Annotated in this window: 18 protein-coding genes and 4 tRNA genes; 8 read left to right on the forward strand and 14 right to left on the reverse strand. The window is 47.8% G+C overall.

Annotated features, from left to right (window positions below; genetic code table 11):
- Positions 1 to 46 precede the first annotated feature (46 nt).
- Entirely contained in the window at positions 47 to 1540 is a 1494-nt protein-coding gene (locus BV405_RS03180) for a sensor domain-containing diguanylate cyclase (protein ID WP_086479386.1), read from the forward strand.
- Between the two features lie 75 nt (positions 1541 to 1615).
- On the opposite strand, the gene BV405_RS03185 is transcribed toward BV405_RS03180, so the two are convergent.
- The 3 genes from BV405_RS03185 to BV405_RS03195 all read right to left on the reverse strand — a co-directional run bounded on the left by BV405_RS03185 (position 1616) and on the right by BV405_RS03195 (position 4511).
- Positions 1616 to 2926 carry a methyl-accepting chemotaxis protein gene (locus tag BV405_RS03185; RefSeq protein WP_086479387.1) on the reverse strand — a complete coding sequence of 437 codons (1311 nt, stop codon included), beginning with the start codon at positions 2924 to 2926 and terminating at the stop codon, positions 1616 to 1618.
- 19 nt (positions 2927 to 2945) lie between these two features.
- Complete coding sequence (locus tag BV405_RS03190; protein WP_086479388.1) at positions 2946 to 3473, reverse strand: PAS domain-containing protein; 528 nt, start codon at positions 3471 to 3473, stop codon at positions 2946 to 2948.
- Between the two features lie 294 nt (positions 3474 to 3767).
- Entirely contained in the window at positions 3768 to 4511 is a 744-nt protein-coding gene (locus tag BV405_RS03195; protein WP_086479389.1) for a DUF599 domain-containing protein, read from the reverse strand.
- A 105-nt stretch (positions 4512 to 4616) separates the two neighbouring features.
- On the opposite strand from BV405_RS03195, the gene BV405_RS03200 reads away from it, so the two are divergent.
- The 3 genes from BV405_RS03200 (at position 4617) to BV405_RS17600 (ending at position 6403) form a co-directional block, all read left to right on the forward strand.
- A complete protein-coding gene (locus BV405_RS03200; RefSeq protein WP_176330026.1) occupies positions 4617 to 5210 on the forward strand; it encodes a transglutaminase-like cysteine peptidase in 594 nt (197 codons plus the stop codon).
- 16 nt (positions 5211 to 5226) lie between these two features.
- Entirely contained in the window at positions 5227 to 6129 is a 903-nt protein-coding gene (rarD, locus tag BV405_RS03205) for an EamA family transporter RarD (protein ID WP_086479391.1), read from the forward strand.
- A gap of 100 nt (positions 6130 to 6229) precedes the next feature.
- A complete protein-coding gene (locus tag BV405_RS17600) occupies positions 6230 to 6403 on the forward strand; it encodes a hypothetical protein (RefSeq protein ID WP_176330027.1) in 174 nt (57 codons plus the stop codon).
- A gap of 150 nt (positions 6404 to 6553) precedes the next feature.
- Here the strand turns inward: BV405_RS17600 and rimO are convergent, their stop codons facing one another.
- Positions 6554 to 7876, reverse strand: a complete 1323-nt coding sequence (gene rimO / locus BV405_RS03210) for a 30S ribosomal protein S12 methylthiotransferase RimO (RefSeq protein WP_086479392.1) — start codon at positions 7874 to 7876, stop codon at positions 6554 to 6556.
- Positions 7877 to 8020: 144 nt separating this feature from the next.
- On the opposite strand from rimO, the gene BV405_RS03215 reads away from it, so the two are divergent.
- Both BV405_RS03215 and BV405_RS03220 read left to right on the forward strand, forming a co-directional pair.
- A complete protein-coding gene (locus tag BV405_RS03215; RefSeq protein ID WP_176330028.1) occupies positions 8021 to 9052 on the forward strand; it encodes a ParB/RepB/Spo0J family partition protein in 1032 nt (343 codons plus the stop codon).
- Between the two features lie 110 nt (positions 9053 to 9162).
- Complete coding sequence (locus BV405_RS03220; RefSeq protein WP_086479394.1) at positions 9163 to 9543, forward strand: rhodanese-like domain-containing protein; 381 nt, start codon at positions 9163 to 9165, stop codon at positions 9541 to 9543.
- A 115-nt stretch (positions 9544 to 9658) separates the two neighbouring features.
- Here BV405_RS03220 and sohB read toward each other — a convergent pair whose 3' ends face one another.
- Complete coding sequence (sohB, locus tag BV405_RS03225; protein WP_086479395.1) at positions 9659 to 10723, reverse strand: protease SohB; 1065 nt, start codon at positions 10721 to 10723, stop codon at positions 9659 to 9661.
- Positions 10724 to 10902: 179 nt separating this feature from the next.
- On the opposite strand from sohB, the gene BV405_RS03230 reads away from it, so the two are divergent.
- A complete protein-coding gene (locus BV405_RS03230) occupies positions 10903 to 11217 on the forward strand; it encodes an SCP2 sterol-binding domain-containing protein (protein WP_086479396.1) in 315 nt (104 codons plus the stop codon).
- Positions 11218 to 11308: 91 nt separating this feature from the next.
- Here the strand turns inward: BV405_RS03230 and gorA are convergent, their stop codons facing one another.
- Together gorA and BV405_RS03240 are read right to left on the reverse strand one after the other, a co-directional pair.
- Positions 11309 to 12670: a glutathione-disulfide reductase gene (gorA, locus tag BV405_RS03235; RefSeq protein WP_086479397.1), complete on the reverse strand. Its 1362-nt coding sequence runs from the start codon at positions 12668 to 12670 to the stop codon at positions 11309 to 11311.
- A 126-nt stretch (positions 12671 to 12796) separates the two neighbouring features.
- Positions 12797 to 14701, reverse strand: coding sequence for a propionyl-CoA synthetase (locus BV405_RS03240; protein ID WP_086479398.1), 1905 nt, complete (start codon positions 14699 to 14701; stop codon positions 12797 to 12799).
- 478 nt (positions 14702 to 15179) lie between these two features.
- Between BV405_RS03240 and BV405_RS03245 the strand changes: the two genes are divergently transcribed.
- Positions 15180 to 15461 carry an ArsR/SmtB family transcription factor gene (locus BV405_RS03245; RefSeq protein ID WP_086479399.1) on the forward strand — a complete coding sequence of 94 codons (282 nt, stop codon included), beginning with the start codon at positions 15180 to 15182 and terminating at the stop codon, positions 15459 to 15461.
- A 112-nt stretch (positions 15462 to 15573) separates the two neighbouring features.
- Here BV405_RS03245 and BV405_RS03250 read toward each other — a convergent pair.
- From BV405_RS03250 to uvrY, 7 genes are all read right to left on the reverse strand, one after another.
- Positions 15574 to 15647, reverse strand: a tRNA-Cys gene (locus BV405_RS03250).
- A gap of 90 nt (positions 15648 to 15737) precedes the next feature.
- A tRNA-Leu gene (locus tag BV405_RS03255) sits at positions 15738 to 15824 on the reverse strand.
- A gap of 55 nt (positions 15825 to 15879) precedes the next feature.
- Positions 15880 to 15953 (reverse strand) — tRNA-Cys (locus BV405_RS03260).
- Positions 15954 to 15970: 17 nt separating this feature from the next.
- A tRNA-Gly gene (locus tag BV405_RS03265) sits at positions 15971 to 16046 on the reverse strand.
- Positions 16047 to 16157: 111 nt separating this feature from the next.
- Positions 16158 to 16706 carry a CDP-diacylglycerol--glycerol-3-phosphate 3-phosphatidyltransferase gene (gene pgsA, locus BV405_RS03270; protein ID WP_086479400.1) on the reverse strand — a complete coding sequence of 183 codons (549 nt, stop codon included), beginning with the start codon at positions 16704 to 16706 and terminating at the stop codon, positions 16158 to 16160.
- A gap of 8 nt (positions 16707 to 16714) precedes the next feature.
- Positions 16715 to 18538, reverse strand: a complete 1824-nt coding sequence (uvrC, locus tag BV405_RS03275; RefSeq protein ID WP_086479401.1) for an excinuclease ABC subunit UvrC — start codon at positions 18536 to 18538, stop codon at positions 16715 to 16717.
- A 4-nt stretch (positions 18539 to 18542) separates the two neighbouring features.
- Entirely contained in the window at positions 18543 to 19187 is a 645-nt protein-coding gene (uvrY, locus tag BV405_RS03280; RefSeq protein ID WP_086479402.1) for a UvrY/SirA/GacA family response regulator transcription factor, read from the reverse strand.
- Between the last annotated feature and the right edge of the window lie 81 nt (positions 19188 to 19268).

A 19268-nucleotide genomic window follows, 5' to 3' on the forward strand; every position in this document is an offset into this window, starting at 1 on the left:
CCTATTCTATGGACAGAGCTAGCCAGTACCGTGTCAGGAGTGCTTGATGGATCCGGTGTTATTAGAAAAATTAGAAAACTGCAAAACACTACCCTCTCTTCCTGCAGTGGCGTATCAGGTTATCGAGCATGCTAAGCGAAGCGATACTGACTCTGCCCTTATTGCCGGAATCCTTGAGAAAGACCCGGCTCTGGCAGCCAAAGTGGTTGCCCTGTCAAATTCTGCCGCCAACATGGGCGCAAGAACCATTGATTCCGTAAAAGATGCCATCACCCGCATCGGTCTGGATATGACCATGACTTTGGCTCTGAGTTTCTCCTTTGCCAAAGCGATGTACGATAGCCAGACCAATACCATGGACCACCAAAGCTATTGGCGTCGCTGCCTCGTGTCTGGCGTACTGGGTCGTGTCCTGGCCTGCAAAATGGGACAGATCAAACCTGAGCGCTTCTTTCTTGCAGGACTGGTGCAGGATATTGGCATGCTGGCACTGAACGAAATCGAGATGGACCGCTACGGCGTGATCTTCCACAGCGCAGATAATCACTCTGAACTGGCCAAGTTTGAACGCAGTGAGTTTGGAACCGATCACTCCGAAGTAGGTGGTTGGCTTCTAGACCACTGGGGCATGCCTAACTTTTACGTCAATCTGGTGAAAAACAGCCACAGATCTGCCAAAGAAGATCTGCATATTGATGAACAGATCGTAATTTTCTCAGGCCATTTTGCCGAGCTCTGGGCACAGGATGAAAAGCCCAGCGTCATGAGCAAACTGATCAACGAAAGCAATAAGTGCAAACTCTTCAATACTCGCCAGATCACAGAGATTGTTGACGAAGTCTCTGCTCAATTGCCAGCGCTGAATGAAATTTTCGAAACCGATGTACAAACATCGTTTTCCGTTGGCCAGCTGATTGAGGATGCCAAACAGCAGCTCGTTGTTCGTAATATGAAGTTGATGCAGGATCTCGCCAAAGCCCGCAGCGAAGCCTCAGAGGCAAAAGCCAGTGAAGAACAACTCAAAGAGCAGCTGAAAAAAGACATTCTTACCGGCGTCTTTAACCGGGCTTACATCGAGTCTATTTCCGCCAAAGCTTTTAAGCATTCAACTGAAAACTCCCGCCCACTGACCGTTATGTTCCTGGATATTGACCATTTCAAACAGGTTAATGACAGATACGGCCATCAGGCAGGTGATACTGCATTGAAGCACTTCGCCAGAACCCTGGTGAAAGCTGCAGGCAAAGGGGGTTATGTTGGCCGCTATGGTGGTGAAGAGTTCGTTATTGTAATGCCAGGGGTGACAACCGATATCGGATTAACAATTGCGGAACGCATCAGGGATTTCCTGCATCGCAATCCGATTAAAGTAGCTGCAGGCATTATGATCCCTATCTGCGCTTCAGTGGGTATAGCCACCCATATTCCGGGTCAACGGGAATTCCCAACAGCTGAACGCCTGATGGATGCCGCAGACAAGACGATGTATCAGGCGAAGAAGAGCGGAAGAGACAGAGCTTTAGTCTTTGGAGCAGCCTAATGCTGATTCAGCTGCTCCTTATCCCGTAAAATTCCATTCCAATCTTCCCCGAATACGAGTTTGATCAGCCCGAAGTCAAACCGGTTGATCCAACCTTCTCAGCTTATCAACTAAGGCATCACCACTTATAGATGCTTCAGCAGCAACATACTGAATTGCAAGATCTGCAAGGGATTGACAAGCACCACTAAACTCCTCAGCTTTTGCCCTGATCTCTTCCATCTGCACCTCAAGACCCGAACACTCCGAGCGAGTAATTTTCTCTTCCAGAAGGGCATAGACGTTTTGCTTGAATATCACCTGAGCGATACGCTCTACGGCCGAATCTGCATGATCAACCACCAGAGCGACTTTATCTGAGGTTTGTGCAGAGCTTAATTCCAAAGAATTAAACAACTGTAGAAAGTCATCCAATTGCTCTGTAACCTCGAAGCTTAATGCACTGCTGCTGGATGTAGCCTCACGAATCGAGTCAACCTGCTGATTCAATGAACCCAATACGGAATGGACTTCTGCTGCAGTATCCTTAGTCCGGTTGGACAGCTTCTTCACTTCATCAGCAACAACTGCAAAACCACGACCCGCCTCCCCTGCTCTTGCCGCTTCAACGGAAGCATTCAAGGCCAAAAGATTGGTTTGATCCGCAATATCTCCAATCAGATTTAACGCCTTGAATACCGCCTCACTTGCTTCACTCAGTGCTTCCGTCTTTCTTTGCAGAAGCGTGATCTGCTCAGTGGACTGATGTAAATTAGCACTCATCTGCTTAATTGAGGCGCTACTCTCTTTGGCAACTTCGCTATTTTCTTTGGCGATCTGATCAACATCAGCAATATCAGCCTGAATAGAACGGACATCGGATTCGCTATGAAACAGGTCTGCACGCAAGGATTGCAGATTAATATCATGAATCTGGCTGGTCAGACTGTTCTGTTCCGTAAAGCTCAGGTTCTCTTTGATCGCCAGAATTGCCTGATTAATGGATTCCAGAGACTCAGAAAAATCCCCGGGCAAACCAGTCGCCTTTGCCTCACGGGAAAAGTCCTGTTTATTAACTCGAATAAAGCAAAGCTTCACTTCTTTGAAATAGGTTTCAACAAAGTCGAGCAGTTCATTTACCGCCCAGGCCATCTCCCCCGCCACGCCATACTCTTTAGTATGAGTCGCCCTATGATGCAGCTCACCAGAGGCCGCACGATTAAGAACCTCTGTTAAAGAAGCCAATGTTTGTTTATGGCGTGCATGGCGATGCAAATACCAAAACAGAGAGAGATAAAAGACAGAGGCCACAAGCAGCAGCTCTAATGAAAAGGATTCACGGACAAAGGAGATAACTAGCAGGGAGCAAGGTAGCAGTGAAACGAGTATAAAAAGTGTTCGGGCCATACTTAACTCCCTGCTTCTTTTAACGGGACTGTAACTGCATTACAAAACGTTCATAGCTGATCTGCTTACCTTCCAGCAGCTGATTCAGAAATGCGAGAGAGTGCTTACAGGCCTCCACTGGAGAATGCCGCTGTTCAATCTCGTTCATTTTCTGATAGATAGGTTCGATCACCTTGATCGCATCAGGATTAGGACGGCGACGGACAGAGAAGTACCCCTGCACATTACCCTGCGCATCAAAATCCGGCGTTATATTGGCAAAAACCCAATAAAAACCACCGTCCGCAGTGTAATTTTTTACAAAACCGAAAAACTCATGTCCTTGTCGTAACTCTTCCCAGAGAAACTTAAACACGCCTTTTGGCATATCCGGATGTCGAATCAGATTGTGAGGTTTATGAAGCAGATCCTCTTCCCCAAACCCTGCCACCCGCATAAAGGTGCGATTAGCATAGGTGATTCGGCCTTTGAGATCTGTCTTGGAGATAATGAGATCATCTCCGTTGAGGAGTACTTCGGAACAATTAGAAAGTGGTTGAGCGAGCATTTCCCTGCCTCTTTGATTTGTCATTATTGTTATACCCAGAAGAAAGGGTAAGACAATAATGCGCTCAAAAGGGATTTTTTGAATGACCCAAGTCAATGTAGGGATATTACATTAACGACGAAAAGCCATTCTAGCCCACTCTTGTTACAGAATTTTTTCTAGGTATTGCCAGAAACCCAGAAAAATCATCTTTTTGAACACCCCTTACTTTCGTATTAAGACTATATATTTAGACAAAAACCGAGAGATAAGCGCTGTCTAAAAAAAGCAGATGAAATCCGAAAAAATCTCCAATTAACGGAAAATCCCCGTAAATTGGATATTTGCATCCCTCGCAGCCAATAGCGCTCTCAATGACTTGGAGTGAAACTCACGGCGATAAAGCACCATAACCACCAGGATCGTGCTCAACATAAAAATGTAGGGGTGCCAGAACCAACAAAGCACAGAAAGTGCAAAGTAATAGGCCCTTAAACCGTAGTTGAATTGGTTTGCGGCCAGATCGATCAAATCTGCTGCATGCTGAGCATAAGCTTTACGCCCCTGAGGAGTAACATCGGCATCTTCCGGGTGAGGTGCAGAACCGATCAGGATTGCGCAAAAATTATACTGACGCATCGACCAGGTAAAGGTGAAAAAGGCATAGACAAAAATAGTAATCAGCAGCAATACCTTAAGCTCCCATTCAATTCGGGAGACTGAGGCAGCAAAAGGCAACTCAGAAAGCACGCCCATTGCCTGCTCTGTTGCCCCAAGCATGGTAAACAGGGCTGCCAGAATCAGAAGACTACTGGAAGCAAAGAATGCACCGTTACGCTCCAGATGAGTCATAATCGTGGTATCTGCAATGCGCACCTCACGCTCAAGTAAGCGCGTCATCCAGTCAACCCGGTACGCATGCATCACCCGGGCGAGACAAGCCTTACGGTTCATCGCATTTTTAGAAAAGAAGTAATAGAGCGTCCACCAGAAAACAAACCAGGCAAAAGCGATTGTATCCTGTAGGGTTAAATCCAAATAGGTCTGAACAAACTGCACGTGAACCTCTGCAACGCCATCAATTCTGAATAATTATTCCTGAACACCAAGCTGTTCAGGCAACAAAAGTATCTCCTATAATACACTCTTTATGTGAGAACCACCGTGCCTTACTCACTGATTCAACAGGTTATTTTACTGCCACTCGCCCTACTCGTACTGAGCTCAGACCTTGCGAAGGCTGAAGACTACCCTGCCCAAAGCCCCCTACCAACTGGGCAATCAAGTGAATCGCTACTGCTTATAGAAAGCATCAACAAACACTTCAACACTCATTTCAGCTACAAACCTGATCGCGATGACCTTTGGCTGACTCGGGAAGCTTTCATCAACCGCGGTGGCGGTGACTGCGAAGATTTCGCCTTAGCCAAATATCAATCATTGATGGAAGCAGGCATGCCTGCGAGTGACTTCCGCTTTGTCTACGCCTACCAGAATACCTCCGGCATCCCACATATCGCCCTGATCCATCAGCCAAGCAGCAAAGTGCTCGACAGTCTCACCTCAGACACAGCCAGCATGCGGCAACGGACAGATCTTAAGGAAAGGTTTCGCTTCAGCGGTACTGGCTTTTACCCGACAAATACTCAAAACCTGAGTCGTGCGGAGCTGAAAACCCTTCAGCAGTGGCAAGCCATCATTCGCAGAACAGAAGCATTGGCCCTGAGAAACTTAGCCGAAGCCAAATACACCCCATAAGGAAGAATGACGCACTATGAATATCAAAATGCTGGGCACAGGTGTACTTGCCTATCTGATTTGGGGCTGCTTCCCGCTCTTTTTCTCTTTGGTTGCCCACATCGCACCGATGGAAGTTATTTCCGCCCGGGTGGTCTGGTCCTTCCTGTTCTGTCTGATCCTGGTATTAGGGCTCGGCAAACTCACAACGCTGAAAGAAGCTCTCTCGGTAAAAGCACTGATGTGGTCAGGTGTCGCCGCTATTCTGATCTCAACCAACTGGCTGATCTTTGTTTACGCGGTCAGTATCGGACAGGTTATTCAGTCAAGCCTCGGGTATTTTCTGACCCCCTTGGTCAGTGTATTTCTGGCTCGTTTTATCCTCAAAGAGCAGATTCGACCACTTCAGGGGGTATCCATTGTACTGGCCTGCATCGCAGTCGCTTTTGAAATCTACCGCGTTGGCGCACTGCCCTGGATTTCACTACTACTAGCCTCCAGCTTCGGCCTATACGGCCTGGTCCGTAAACAAGCCCCCTTTGAAACTCTTAACGGTCTCTTTCTGGAAACTGGCTGGCTAATCATCCCGGCAATCATCTTTCTGGCTATCATCGGTGGTACGGGTCTCAACCCTATCCCTCAACCGACGGCTGAAGGCCTGGACTTTACAAACACCTACCTGATGCTCTCCGGTATCGTAACTGCCGTACCTTTATTACTCTTTTCAGCCGCCGCAAGACAGCTACCACTAACCGTTATCGGCTTCATTATGTATATCAACCCAACGATGCAGTTCTTTACGGCCATCTATATCTTTGATGAGCCCTTCTCGGGCTTACAGATGGTTGCCTTTGGGCTGATCTGGCTGGCCGTTATCGCCTTTTGCTACGATTTGTATCAGATACAACGTAAAAATAAGCTGACACCTGTAAAGAGTTAGCACCCGGATTTAGCACAACTTCAGACATTTCGCATATGAAGCCACCCCCTCAAAATGTTACCATTGAGAAATTAAGTAACACTTTTTTGAGGATACAACCATGGGTGGCTTTTCAAACTTATTTATCAACCTAGTTATGACTGCTGTAGTGGCGGTAATCGCAATTGTTGCTTCCGTGGCTCCTGATGTAATTCTGCCTGCAATCGGCCTGACCCCGGGCTTGGCTCTTGTTTTCGTTCTGTGGCAGGCAGCTGTTGAACGACCTACTGTCTAAGCAGTTTAGATCCGTTCAAAAGACATAAAAAAGGCTCAACCCGAAAGGTTGAGCCTTTTTTTATTGGCCAGCATTTAGCAGTGTAGAATTAGCTGCAGCCTAGCGAGGCTGCAGCTAATAGCCAATAACACCTAATAACAGCCAGCGCTGTTAAACCAGTTCTGCCCAAAGGTCGTGCTCATCGGCACCGATGATGCGACCACGAACTATCTGACCAGGCTCCAGACCGGTCACATCAGGCATGTGTACTTCACCGTCGATTTCAGGAGCATCGCCTTTGGTACGTCCAATAGCACCATCAGGGCCTGCATGGTCGATCAGAATATCCATCTCAAGGCCGATCTTCTCCTGCAGTTTTTCAGCACTGATTTCAGCCTGAACTTCCATAAAGCGCGCCAGACGCTCTTCTTTAACCTCTTCAGGGATCTGATTTTCCAGCTCGTTAGCCGGAGCGCCATCAACTGGCGAGTAAGTGAAGCAACCCACACGATCCAGACGTGCTTCGCGCAGGAAGTCCAGCAGGTATTCAAAGTGCTCTTCTGTTTCACCCGGGAAGCCGACAATAAAGGTACTGCGGATCACAATTTCCGGGCAGATCTCACGCCATTTTTTGATGCGCTCCATAGTTTTCTCGGAGGCAGCCGGGCGCTTCATCATTTTCAGCACTTCAGGGTGGGCATGCTGCAGCGGGATATCCAGATAAGGTACGATAGCACCCTCTGCCATCAGAGGGATCACATCATCCACACTCGGATACGGGTACACATAATGCAGGCGTACCCAAACACCCAGCGAGCCAAGTGCTTCACACAGCTCTTTCAGGCGGGTTTTCATCGGACGCCCCTGCCAGAAGCCCAGTTTGTACTTCTGATCAACGCCGTAAGCACTGGTATCCTGAGACACAACTAAAAGCTCTTTAACGCCCGCATCAACCAGACGCTGCGCCTCATCCATTACCGAGCCTACAGGTCGGCTATCCAGATCACCACGCAGTGCAGGAATAATGCAGAAAGTGCAACGGTGGTTACAGCCTTCAGAAATTTTCAGATAAGAGTAGTGACGCGGTGTCAGCTTAATACCCTGTGGTGGAACCAGATCGATAAAAGGATCATGATCTTTCTTAGGAGGCAGATATTCATGTACCGCACTAACCACCTGCTCATACTGCTGAGGACCGGACACACTCAGAACTTGCGGGTAAGCATCCAGAATCTGGTCGCCATCAGCACCCATGCAGCCTGTCACGATAACTTTTCCGTTCTCTTCCAGAGCCTCGCCAATGGCGGCTAAAGACTCAGCTTTAGCAGCATCGATAAAGCCACAGGTATTCACCACCACAAGGCCAGCGCCTTCATAGGATGGGGAAATTTCGTAACCTTCAGTACGCAGCTGTGTCAGGATACGTTCTGAGTCAACCAGCGCCTTAGGGCAACCCAGACTGACAAAACCAACTTTAGGATTTTCTGTGGACATTCAGGACCTCGGAGAACAGATGAAAAAACCCGCGCATTCTACCTCAGCAGGCGTTTAGGGTGTAGTAGCAGTCGAAGCTTTACTTCCAAACAATTTCGTTAAAAAATGCGTTTTGACGTAAAAGACTCAAGCCAGAGGAAGAAAATGCTTTTTAATCTTATTGACGATGATACTGCGAAAAAGGATGTCAAAGAGGGCAATCCACAGACCATGGGACTCGGCTCCTCCCTGCAGGATCAACTGAAGCAGCTTCCACTGGTTAATCTGCCAATGAACAAGGTCATTCCTGACCCTGAACAGCCCCGCAAAAGTTTTGATGACGAATCCTTGCTGGATTTGGCACAAAGCATCGAAGAAAACGGCCTTCTGCAACCGATTGTCGTACAACCAGAAGATGAAGACGGCAGCCATCGCATCATCATGGGCGAACGCCGCTGGAGAGCTCATGACTACGCAGGAAAAGAATCGATTCCTGCAATTATACGCCCTGCCAGTGACAGCACTGTTTTGGCGCTCCAGATTATCGAAAATAACCAGCGGGAAGATATAGCACCATTAGAAGAAGCCCGCGCACTGCAGCGTCTGGTAGAAGTATCCGGCAACAAGAAAGAGGTAGCTCAGGCGTTGGGACGTTCTCCGAGCTGGCTCTCCAAGCGACTTTCCCTTCTTAAAGCGCCGGAAAAAGTTCAGGCCTTTGCTGATCAACAGGATGTTAAAGACATCAACACCCTGAACAGCCTTTCGAAGCTTTATGAAGAGTTTCCGACTGAAGCCGAAGCTCTTATGGTTGATGTGTCCGAGAACGGTGCAGAAGGCGGCCTACGCAGCCGCGTTGAGCAGAAGCGCCAGGAAATGCAAACACCTGCTAGCGTTCAAACCCAAGGCGATGCGACGCCCTCAAACGAATCACCAGCAGAATTTGACACCGATAGCTTCCCTCCTAACAAGCAGATATCTTCAGATAAATCCGGCTCAACGGAAAAACCTCTGGATCGCCAACTGCTCCTGCAACAGCAACTCAAACTTTCACCACTCAGCGCCCTTGCTGGCATTGAGAAACTCAACATCTCGTTTGCGGAGGTTGAGCAGAGCTTCCGCCGCTATCTGCAGACAGCCGATTTGAGCCAGGAGTTTTCTCAGCAATGGCAGGATTTTCTGGCTACCTTGCCCAACTAAACATTTATTAGACAAACCTTAATAAAAAGAGCCATACTTAATCCTGATAAAGCGGGTTCGCACACTCTCTTTCGAACCCGCGACAAACCCAAGAAAAACAAGAGGTTATCATGGCACTAACCACACAGGATTTTGTTGCTGCAGCGAAAGCTGAAATCACCGAATGTGATGTTCAACAGGCTGCAGAGAAAATTAAGCAGGGTTCATTAGCGCTGGACGTTCGCGAGCCGCAGGAGTTTATGCAAGGGCATATCCCTTCTGCTATTGATGTTCCACGAGGTGTACTGGAGTTTCGTGTTGATGCTCACCCTCAACTGCAAAACAAAGATCAGGAGATCATTGTTTACTGTCAGGCTGGCGGCCGTGGTGCACTGGCAACAAAAACACTTCAGGAAATGGGCTTTACCAAGGTAATCAACATGATTGGCGGTTACGCTGCCTGGAGCGAAGCCGGCCTTGATCAGGATAAAGATCCTGCGGAATGGAGCTAAACCCTCCATGAAAGGTTAAAACCTCAATCCCACAATCTATCAATCAAAGTGTCAGCCACAAAAAAGCCGGAGATTTTTCTCCGGCTTTTTGCGTTCAAACAGAGAAGCTAACTCGTTAGCGCTCGATCTCAGTCTTACGGGCACGGGTCAGGAAGCGGTCAGCAGTCTTACTGATACTCAGAGAAACCATCTCCCCCAGACGATCAACCAAGCCTGCTTTTACTTCGTAGCTAACTTCATAGACATCTGCATCATCACAACTTTCCAGCAGATATTCATCACTGGTTTTCAGACCATCAATCAAGCCCAGCTCCAGTGCCTGTTTGCCGTACCAAACATCACCGTTAGCAACCTTAGACAGATCCAGATCCGGGCGCTGTTCATGGATAAAATCTTTGAACAGAACATGGGTTTCTTCCAGATCCTGAACAAACTTCTTACGACCCTCTTCGGTGTTCTCACCAAACACTGTCATGGTGCGCTTATACTCACCAGCAGTCAGCACTTCGTAATCGATATCGTGCTTTTTCAGCAGTTTGTTGAAATTAGGAATCTGAGCAACAACGCCGATAGAACCGATAATCGAGAAAGGCGCTGCCAGAATCTTATTCGCTGTACAGGCCATCATATAACCGCCACTGGCCGCTACAGCATCCACACAAACAGTCAGGTCGATATTCTTATTGGTAATACGCTTCAGCTGTGAAGCAGCAAAACCATAGCTGTGCACCATACCGCCGCCGCTTTCAAGCTTGAGTACAACCTCATCAATTTCCGGACGGGCAATGGTCAGTACCGCACTGATGGTCTCACGCAAAGAATCGACATCAGAGGCGCGGATATCACCGTCAAAATCCAGAACGAAAACACGCTTACGGGCTTCTTCAGATTCAGGTTCATCTTTCTTATTTTTTGCTTCTTTCTTACGGGCTTTTTCCGCTTTTTTCTCAGCCTTCAGCTCTTGCTCAAAGGCGTCCTTGTCAAAAACAGCTTCCTTAACCGCTTTAGTCGTTTCAGAAAGCTTTTCATTCAGGTGTTCAATCTCAAACTCACCCTCGCCTGACTTGCGCTTACCCTGAGCGGCGGCGACAATCAGCAGAAGAATAGAACCGACAAAAATTATCGCTAAAGTCAGTGTCTTAGCGAAAAACAGACCATACTCTGAAAAAAATTCGTACACGGATCACTCCATCTCTTTTAATACGCGGAGCAAGCATACAGGATGCGTTTCTGGCTGTGTATTCTTTCCTTCAATATTGTCACCAACAGGGTTGATTCAAACGTATGTTTGAAATATGCTCTTTAACAGACGGTCGCAATCCCGACCAGAACGATAAGAATTTATAAAAGGTAAATGCTATGACTGACGTTGGTAAAGTGATCGAAAACCTGAAACAAGGCTTTAAACCTGAAGCAGCTAAAGGCATGAATGAAGTATTCCAGTTCGAAATCAAAGACGCTGGCGAATACTACATCGAGATTAAAGATGGCGAGTGCAACGTTGGTACCGGTGAACACGACGACCCATCTGTTACCCTGATCATGGACAAAGACACCCTGAAAGGCGTTCTGAGCGGCGAAGTAAACGGCATGACTGCCTTTATGACCGGCAAAGTTAAGGCTCAGGGCAACATGATGCTGGCGACCAAGCTGAACAGCCTGTTCTCCATCTGATTTATCCGTATTGCTGACTTAATCAGCAATACGAGTAAAAGGCTTTCCGATACAACCGGAAAGCCTTTTTTATTTGGAACCTTGAACCCTATCAGTTACGGGTCAAGGTACGCATGGTAACAAACTCTTCAGCGCCAGTCGGGTGAATACCAACAGTGCTGTCAAACACCTCTTTCGTTGCACCTGCCTTAATAGCAACTGCAATACCCTGCAACACTTCGCCCGCATCAGTACCCACCATGTGAGCCCCGACAACTTTTCTGGAATTCGCGTCAACCACCAGCTTCATCAGGTGACGCTCATCAGAGCCCGACAAGGTGTGCTTCATGGGACGGAAAGAAGCACTATAAATTTCAACTTTATCAAAAGCGGCTCTCGCTTCTTCTTCCGTCATACCGACTGTTGCGATATTCGGATGACAGAAGACAGCCGTTGGAATATTGCTGTAATCCATAGTCTTAGCAGGTAGTTCAGGCTGGAACTGATTGTTCACAAAAACCATTGCCTCAGCCAGAGCTACGGGCGTGAGCTGCATACGATTGATCACATCGCCCAGTGCAAATACAGACGCAGAGGACGTTTGAAACTCCTCATTGACCAAAATCTCACCGCCTTTACCCAAATCAACACCGGCCTTATCAAGATTCAGGCCATCTGTCTTAGGCACTCGACCCGTCGCACATAACACCAGATCAACTTCGAGAATCTCACCGGTAGTCAGCGTAACTTTCAGGCCTGTGCTTTGCTTTTCGATCGAATCGATATTGGCGTTCATGTGAAACTGAACGCCCTTCTTGCTAATCTCTTCAGAGGCAAACTGACGCACCTCTTCATCAAAACCCCGCAAAGGCTGTTCACCGCGGTAAACCAGATGGCTTTGAGCGCCCAGGCCATGGAAAATCCCTGCAAATTCTACAGCGATATAACCACCACCCAGAACCAGGGAACGTTTCGGGAATTCATCCAGATAAAAAATTGCATCCGAACTAACCGCATGTTCACTACCCGGAAAGTCAGGAATAAACGGTGAACTACCGGTTGCAATCAGAATTTTCTCTGCACTGTAGGTTTTGCCCGCAACACTGACTTCATGGGCACTTTCGAAGCTAGCGTAGCCTTCGATCAACTCAACTCCGGAGTTGACCAAGAGATTATGATAAATACCATTAAGACGTTCGATCTCTTTCGTTTTATTGTCACGCAGAGTTGGCCAGTCAAAGCTGGAGCCGCCCACTGTCCAACCGAAACCCGCTGCCTGAGCAAACTCTTCATGAAAATGAGAGCCATAGGAGAACAGCTTTTTCGGGACACAACCGATGTTGACGCAGGTACCACCCAGAAAGCGACCTTCTGCTACAGCTACTTTTTTACCCAGACCAGCCGCTGTTCGGGCCGCACGTACACCACCGGAACCTGCACCGATAACAAACAGATCGAAATCAAACTGACTCATATTAAACATCCCTAATCATTCAAACTTTTTGCAAGTGTATCACAGGCTTAGCGGTGCCCCGGAAACAGAAAAACCGATCATAGGGATCGGTTTTTCTGATTAGACATCGGGTTCAGGAGGAATAGATCAGGCTTCCTGACCTGCTACGCCGATATTGTGGTCCGCCATGATGGATTCAATCTCTGGCAAACTTGCCGGATCATCAATGGTGGATGGCACCTGATAGCTCTTGCCATCGGCAATCGAACGCAGAATACCACGCAGAATCTTACCGGAACGCGTCTTAGGCAGACGATCGACCACGATGGTTTGTTTATAGCAGGCAATGGCACCGATCTCTTTACGCACCAGAGCTGCCAGCTCAGCTTCAAGGGTAGCATCATCCGCATCATAGCCATCTTTGGTGATCACCAGGCCAACGGGCAGCTGGCCTTTCAGCTCGTCGTTGATACCGATAACAGCACACTCAGCAACACCATTATGAGAGGCGATGATCTCTTCCATTTCTCCAGTCGACAAACGGTGACCAGCAACGTTAATCACGTCATCTGTACGCCCCATGATGAAGACGTAACCCTCTTCATCGATATAGCCACCATCACCAGTCAGATAATAACCGTCAAAGGTACTCAGGTAAGAGCTCTGGAAGCGCTGTGGGTCGCCGTAAACTGTTGCCAGACAACCAGGAGGCATAGGTAATTTGATGCAGACACTACCCTGCTCGCCTGCAGGCATCTGATTGCCTTTGCTATCCAGAATCTGAACATCAAAGCCTGGGGTCGGAACCGTTGCCGAACCTGCTTTAGCAGGGCGAGGCTCAATACCCATCTGGTTGGAAGCGATCGCCCAACCGGTTTCAGTCTGCCACCAGTGATCCACCACAGGTACACCGACCAGCTCCTGTAACCAGAAGAAGGTTGGTGGATCAAGACGCTCGCCCGCCAGGAAGAGGTTTTTCAGTGACGAGATATCGTACTTTTTAAGCTCTTCACCATTCGGATCTTCTTTTTTAACCGCGCGGAAAGCTGTAGGTGCCGTGAAGAAGGACTTGATCTTGTACTCTTCAATCAGACGCCAGAAAGCTCCGCAATCAGGAGTGCGCACCGGCTTACCTTCATAAACAACCGTTGTACAACCTGCCAGAAGCGGCGCATAAACAATATAGGAGTGACCAACAACCCAACCTACATCCGATGCAGCCATAAAGACTTCACCCGGGTCAGTGTCATAAATAGCTTTCATGCTGTATTTCAGCGCAACAGCATGGCCACCATTATCACGTACAACACCTTTTGGCTTACCTGTTGTGCCTGAGGTGTAAAGAATATAAAGAGGGTCTGTCGCTTTAACAGACACACACTCTGCAGGCTGAGCATCAGCCACCAGCGCCTGCCAGTCGTAATCACGGCCTTCAATCAGCTCTGCAGTTTCCTGAGGACGTTGCAGCAATACGCAGAAATCAGGCTTGTGCTCAGCAAGCTCAATTGCCTTATCCAGCATCGCTTTATAAGGAATCACCTTCTGGATTTCGATGCCACAGGAAGCTGAGACAATCGCTTTAGGCTTAGCATCATCAATACGAACCGCAAGCTCATGGGGAGCAAAGCCACCAAACACAACAGAATGCACAGCACCAAGACGGGCACAGGCCAGCATGGCAACAACGGCTTCAGAAACCATCGGCATATAAACGATAACGCGATCGCCTTTGCCAACACCTTTTGCTGCCAAAGCACCGGCAAACGTTGCTACCTGGTCTTGCAGCTCTTTATAGGTGATCGACTTTTTAACATCGGTCACCGGAGAATCGTAGTAGATGGCAATCTGGTCACCACGACCGTTCTCTACATGGTAATCAACAGCTGCATAGCAAGTATTCAGCTCACCATCGATAAACCAGCGATCGGTACCAAACTCATCTTTTCCCAGAATCTGTTGCGGCTTAGTGAACCAAGGGATGTCCGCAGCTTTCTCTGCCCAAAACTGCTCAGGTTGTTGGATGGACTTTTCGTATTGTGCCTGATAGGTCATGTGGCAAGACCTCTTTTAGTTGTTATTGGTGTGTTGTACAGGTTTTAGAGCATCAACTTTTGAGGGGTTTAACAATTGTCGACACCAACCCATAAGGATCGTCGACAACTTTAATGGATAAAGTCCACTTTGAAACTAAGACAAAAGGTGCATCCTTCTGAAAGGCCTATAAACATTACCTTTTAGCCCAGCCAGTAAGGACTTAACAAAACTAAAGTGTCGACAACCCTTAGAATCAGCAGCACCTAATACTAAAGATGAGAAGCGCTAATGTTGACAATCGAATTAATGATTACAGGTTTGCTTTCATGCGGAGAGAACTCCCTTTATAATCGGGAGCTTTGCGGAAATGAGACTGATTATTTGTTGAATTCCACAAAATATACTAATATTAATTACAACTAAATTAGTTCTAGCGAGTTATAAAACGATGGCAACTTTCGAGGAATCAATCCAAGAAAACGTTGATCTAGTGGCAATGCGCGATAATGCCAAGGAAGCTACCGCACTGTTAAAAGCACTGGCCAACGAAAACCGTCTAATGATTTTATGCTACCTGAATGGCAAAGAGTTATCAGTGAGCGAGTTGAACGAATCATTAGATCTGAGTCAGTCTGCACTTTCCCAGCACCTGGCCGTTCTGCGTCGGGATGAGTTAGTTAAGACCCGTCGCGAGTCCCAGACAATCTACTATTCGCTGAATGGTGATCGGGCAAGCACCATTATCAGAACACTACACCAGATGTACTGTCCGGCTTAAGTTCTGAAACAGCAAAATAAACCCTGTGTCGCTGACATGGGGTTTTTTTATGGGCAAAGAATATTTTAAAAAAGAAATAACAGGAGATATAAAACAAAGGGAATTGAGAGAATGGAGGCCGAGGTCGGAATCGAACCGGCGTACACGGAGTTGCAGTCCGCTGCATGACCACTCTGCCACTCGGCCATTCTCTATAAAAGATAAGGACAGAAACAAAAAAAGCGCCTTTAGCGCTGCGTTGCTGTCATTGAAACGATTAGGATGATTATCGCTTCATGGTGCCCGGAGCCGGAATCGAACCGGCACGGTGTTACCACCGAGGGATTTTAAGTCCCTTGCGTCTACCAATTTCGCCATCCGGGCTTATTGGCGCTTATAAAAAGTCATTAAATGACTGACACAAGCAATATTTTCGAGATGGAGGCCGAGGTCGGAATCGAACCGGCGTACACGGAGTTGCAGTCCGCTGCATGACCACTCTGCCACCCGGCCTTTTCTCAAAACTTAAGTGGAGCGGGAAACGAGACTCGAACTCGCGACCCCAACCTTGGCAAGGTTGTGCTCTACCAACTGAGCTATTCCCGCTGAACTTGGGATGTATTATATACGTGCAATTCCAAGCGTCAACACTTTTTTTCACAACTTTTTGTTTTTATTACAATTATCCGGCTAGAGCGCTCAGAATAGTCGTTCAAATCACATACCGGACTTAAGATCAGGCCAAGCTGCCTTAAGGTACTGAACCATCGACCAGATCGTCAGAACTACGGCACCGTAGAGCAGGATCATACCGACAAACGCGATATCCGTGCCCGGCTCCTGACTTAAGAGGACGAAGATCGACAACATCTGCAGCGAGGTTTTTGCCTTACCTATCATAGAAACTGCAATACTCGCTCGCTTCCCTAACTCTGCCATCCATTCCCGCAGTGCAGAAATGACGATCTCGCGGCCAATAATGATCAGAGCTGGAACTGTCATCCAGAAGCTGGCATGAGCATCGATCAGCAAGCCTAAAGAAACAGACACCATCAGCTTATCCGCAACAGGATCAAGAAATGCGCCAAAAGGTGTTGATTGATTCAGGCGACGGGCAAGAAACCCATCCAGCCAATCTGTCCAGGCTGCCAAGGCGAAAATACCTGCAGCAATGTAGAGATTGTTTTCAAATGGCAGGTAAAAAACCGCGACAATCAATGGAATAAAGGCAATACGCAACGCGGTTAAAATATTCGGTAACTTCATCAGGCCTACTACTGTTCTGGGTGTAAGTGGAAATAGATCTGCTCGGCCAGTGATGCGCTAATACCCGGAACCTTTGCCAGTTCCTGAATACTGGCATCCAGAGCTTCTTTCTGACCACCAAAATGTCTCAAAATTGCTTGTCGTCGTTTTGGCCCGATCCCTGGAATCGACTCAAAGCGTGATGTCCTTCGGGTATTATCCCGTCTTTGCCGGTGGCTCACAACGGCAAATCTGTGTGCTTCATCCCTGACCTGTTCGATTACGTGAAGCGCTTTCGAATCCGAGTCCAGATCAATGATCTGATCATTGGTTTCAAGATAAAGCGTTTCAAAGCCCTGCTTACGGGTTGTGCCTTTTGAAACCGCTAAAAGAATCACATCCGTGACGGCTAACTCATTAAACACTTCCCTGGCTTGCTTGAGCTGACCCTTACCACCATCCAGCACCAGAATATCTGGTTTTTTGCCTTCTCCTGAAGCCAGACGCTTATATCGACGAATCAGCGCCTGACGCATTGCAGCATAGTCATCGCCCGCTGTAATTCCCTCAATATTGAACTTCCGATACTCGCCTTTAATTGGCCCTTCCGGCCCAAGGACAACGCAGGATGCAACGGTAGCCTCACCAGAACTGTGACTGATATCAAAACACTCCAGACGCTCAGGGCGTTCCTCAAGGCCAAGAGCCTCCTGCAGCGCTTTAAAGCGACTGTCCATAGTCCCCTTTCGTGCCAGATGACTAATCAGAGACTGCTCTGCATTGGTCACCGCCATCTGTAACCAGCGAGCACGATGGGATCGAACCTGACTGGTGATAGCAACTTTTTTGGAATAGAGACTCTGGAGTGCTTCAGCCAGCATCTCAGGCTCCTGAAGCGGCAGATTGGTAATCACTTCTGCCGGAACTTCACGGGTACCACTACCCAGATAGAACTGGTTAATAAACGCCTGCAGCGTTTCTTCTTCATTATCTGACAAATGGTCTGTCGGAAAATAATGCCGCGAACCCAGCACACGCCCGGAGCGAACAAAAAGCACAGAGATCGCAAGACCTCCCGGACGGGAAACCATGGCGAACAGATCCGCATCCCCCTGTTCGCCGTACACATACTGCTGCTCCTGAATCTTACGCAGCTGAATCAGCTGATCCCTAAAGCGGGCAGCCAGCTCAAAATTCAGTTTCTCCGCAGCCTGATCCATTTTCTCCTGAAGGTCTGCAATCAGCTCAACACTCCTCCCCTTGAGAAACAAAGCAGCCCGTTTTACATCTTCTGCATAGTCGTCCTTACTGATCAGATCAACACAGGGCGCACTGCACCGTTCAATCTGATGCTGCAGACAAGGTCGGCTACGGTGACTAAAAAAATTATCGTCACACTGCCTTAATCTAAACACCTTATGCAGAAGATTAAGTGTCTCTTTTACTGCATTGGTATTTGGGTAGGGTCCAAAATACTGACCTGAACGACGTTTCTTTCCCCGGCTGTATTCGATCTGCGGATAATCCGAAGAACTCAGAAAGATGTAGGGATAGGATTTATCGTCCCGCATCAGAATATTAAACGGCGGTCGATTGCGCTTGATTTGAGTCTGCTCAAGCAGCAAAGCTTCAGTTTCACTGCCAGTGACCGTAAATTCGATCCGGTGGATCTGCTCAACCAATGCTTTAGTTTTTAGCGTTAAGCCAGTCGTGCGAAAATAGCTGCTGACCCTGTTTTTAAGGTTTTTCGCTTTACCGACATAAAGCAAAGCATCGGAGCTATCGTACATTCGATAGACTCCGGGGTGCTTAGGAAGGGTTTTCAGGAAAGATTTGGCATCAAACTCAGACATCAGCTCACAGGGATTCCGTGTCGATCATCTTATGACGGATCGCTAAATGGGTAAGCTCTACATCACTGGAAACCTGCAGCTTATCGAAAATACGATAACGGTAGGTGTTAACCGTCTTAGGACTCAGAAACAACTTGTCTGATATATCGCTGACCTTTTGACAGTTCACTACCATCAGAGCGATCTGCAACTCACGATCAGAGAGGCCATCAAAAGGGTTCTCATTGCCCGGACTCATACGACTCAAAGCGACTTTCTGGGCAATTTCAGAGCTCAGGTAACGCTGACCATGATGAACCTGTCGAATTGCATTCACCATTTCTGCCGGATCAGTTCCCTTGGAAAGGTATCCCGATGCACCAACCTCAAGGGCACGAGTGGCAAAGGTCTCTTCAATCAGAGCAGACAAAGCGATTACTTTGCAATCCGGCAGCATACGGACAATTTTACGGGTGGCTTCCAGCCCCCCGATGCCCTGCATCTTGATGTCCATCAGGACAACATCCGGCTCTAACTCACGAGCCATAGCAACGGCTTCTTCGCCACTACCTGCTTCGCCTGCAATCTCGATCCATTCCTCATCAGCCAGCATCTTGGAAACCGCCGCACGAACAATATGATGATCATCAACAATCAGCAGTTTAACCATACTTACCTCAACAGGAACGTTTTTGAAAACAGAGAGTTATCGAGAAGCCTTATAATAGCGACAAACATTAGCCGGACAAGA

The sequence above is a fragment of the Oceanospirillum sanctuarii genome (assembly GCF_002150805.1).
GTDB lineage: Bacteria > Pseudomonadota > Gammaproteobacteria > Pseudomonadales > Halomonadaceae > Oceanospirillum > Oceanospirillum sanctuarii.

Bases quoted from the DNA above. Each gene is read 5' to 3' on its own strand.
- BV405_RS03180 (WP_086479386.1), top strand. From the start codon at position 47: ATGGATCCGGTGTTATTAGAAAAATTAGAAAACTGCAAAACACTACCC.
- BV405_RS03185 (WP_086479387.1), bottom strand. From the start codon at position 2,926: ATGGCCCGAACACTTTTTATACTCGTTTCACTGCTACCTTGCTCCCTG.
- BV405_RS03190 (WP_086479388.1), bottom strand. From the start codon at position 3,473: ATGCTCGCTCAACCACTTTCTAATTGTTCCGAAGTACTCCTCAACGGA.
- rarD (WP_086479391.1), top strand. From the start codon at position 5,227: ATGAATATCAAAATGCTGGGCACAGGTGTACTTGCCTATCTGATTTGG.
- BV405_RS17600 (WP_176330027.1), top strand. From the start codon at position 6,230: ATGGGTGGCTTTTCAAACTTATTTATCAACCTAGTTATGACTGCTGTA.
- rimO (WP_086479392.1), bottom strand. From the start codon at position 7,876: ATGTCCACAGAAAATCCTAAAGTTGGTTTTGTCAGTCTGGGTTGCCCT.
- BV405_RS03215 (WP_176330028.1), top strand. From the start codon at position 8,021: ATGCTTTTTAATCTTATTGACGATGATACTGCGAAAAAGGATGTCAAA.
- BV405_RS03220 (WP_086479394.1), top strand. From the start codon at position 9,163: ATGGCACTAACCACACAGGATTTTGTTGCTGCAGCGAAAGCTGAAATC.
- BV405_RS03230 (WP_086479396.1), top strand. From the start codon at position 10,903: ATGACTGACGTTGGTAAAGTGATCGAAAACCTGAAACAAGGCTTTAAA.
- gorA (WP_086479397.1), bottom strand. From the start codon at position 12,670: ATGAGTCAGTTTGATTTCGATCTGTTTGTTATCGGTGCAGGTTCCGGT.
- BV405_RS03240 (WP_086479398.1), bottom strand. From the start codon at position 14,701: ATGACCTATCAGGCACAATACGAAAAGTCCATCCAACAACCTGAGCAG.
- BV405_RS03245 (WP_086479399.1), top strand. From the start codon at position 15,180: ATGCGCGATAATGCCAAGGAAGCTACCGCACTGTTAAAAGCACTGGCC.
- pgsA (WP_086479400.1), bottom strand. From the start codon at position 16,706: ATGAAGTTACCGAATATTTTAACCGCGTTGCGTATTGCCTTTATTCCA.
- uvrC (WP_086479401.1), bottom strand. From the start codon at position 18,538: ATGTCTGAGTTTGATGCCAAATCTTTCCTGAAAACCCTTCCTAAGCAC.
- uvrY (WP_086479402.1), bottom strand. From the start codon at position 19,187: ATGGTTAAACTGCTGATTGTTGATGATCATCATATTGTTCGTGCGGCG.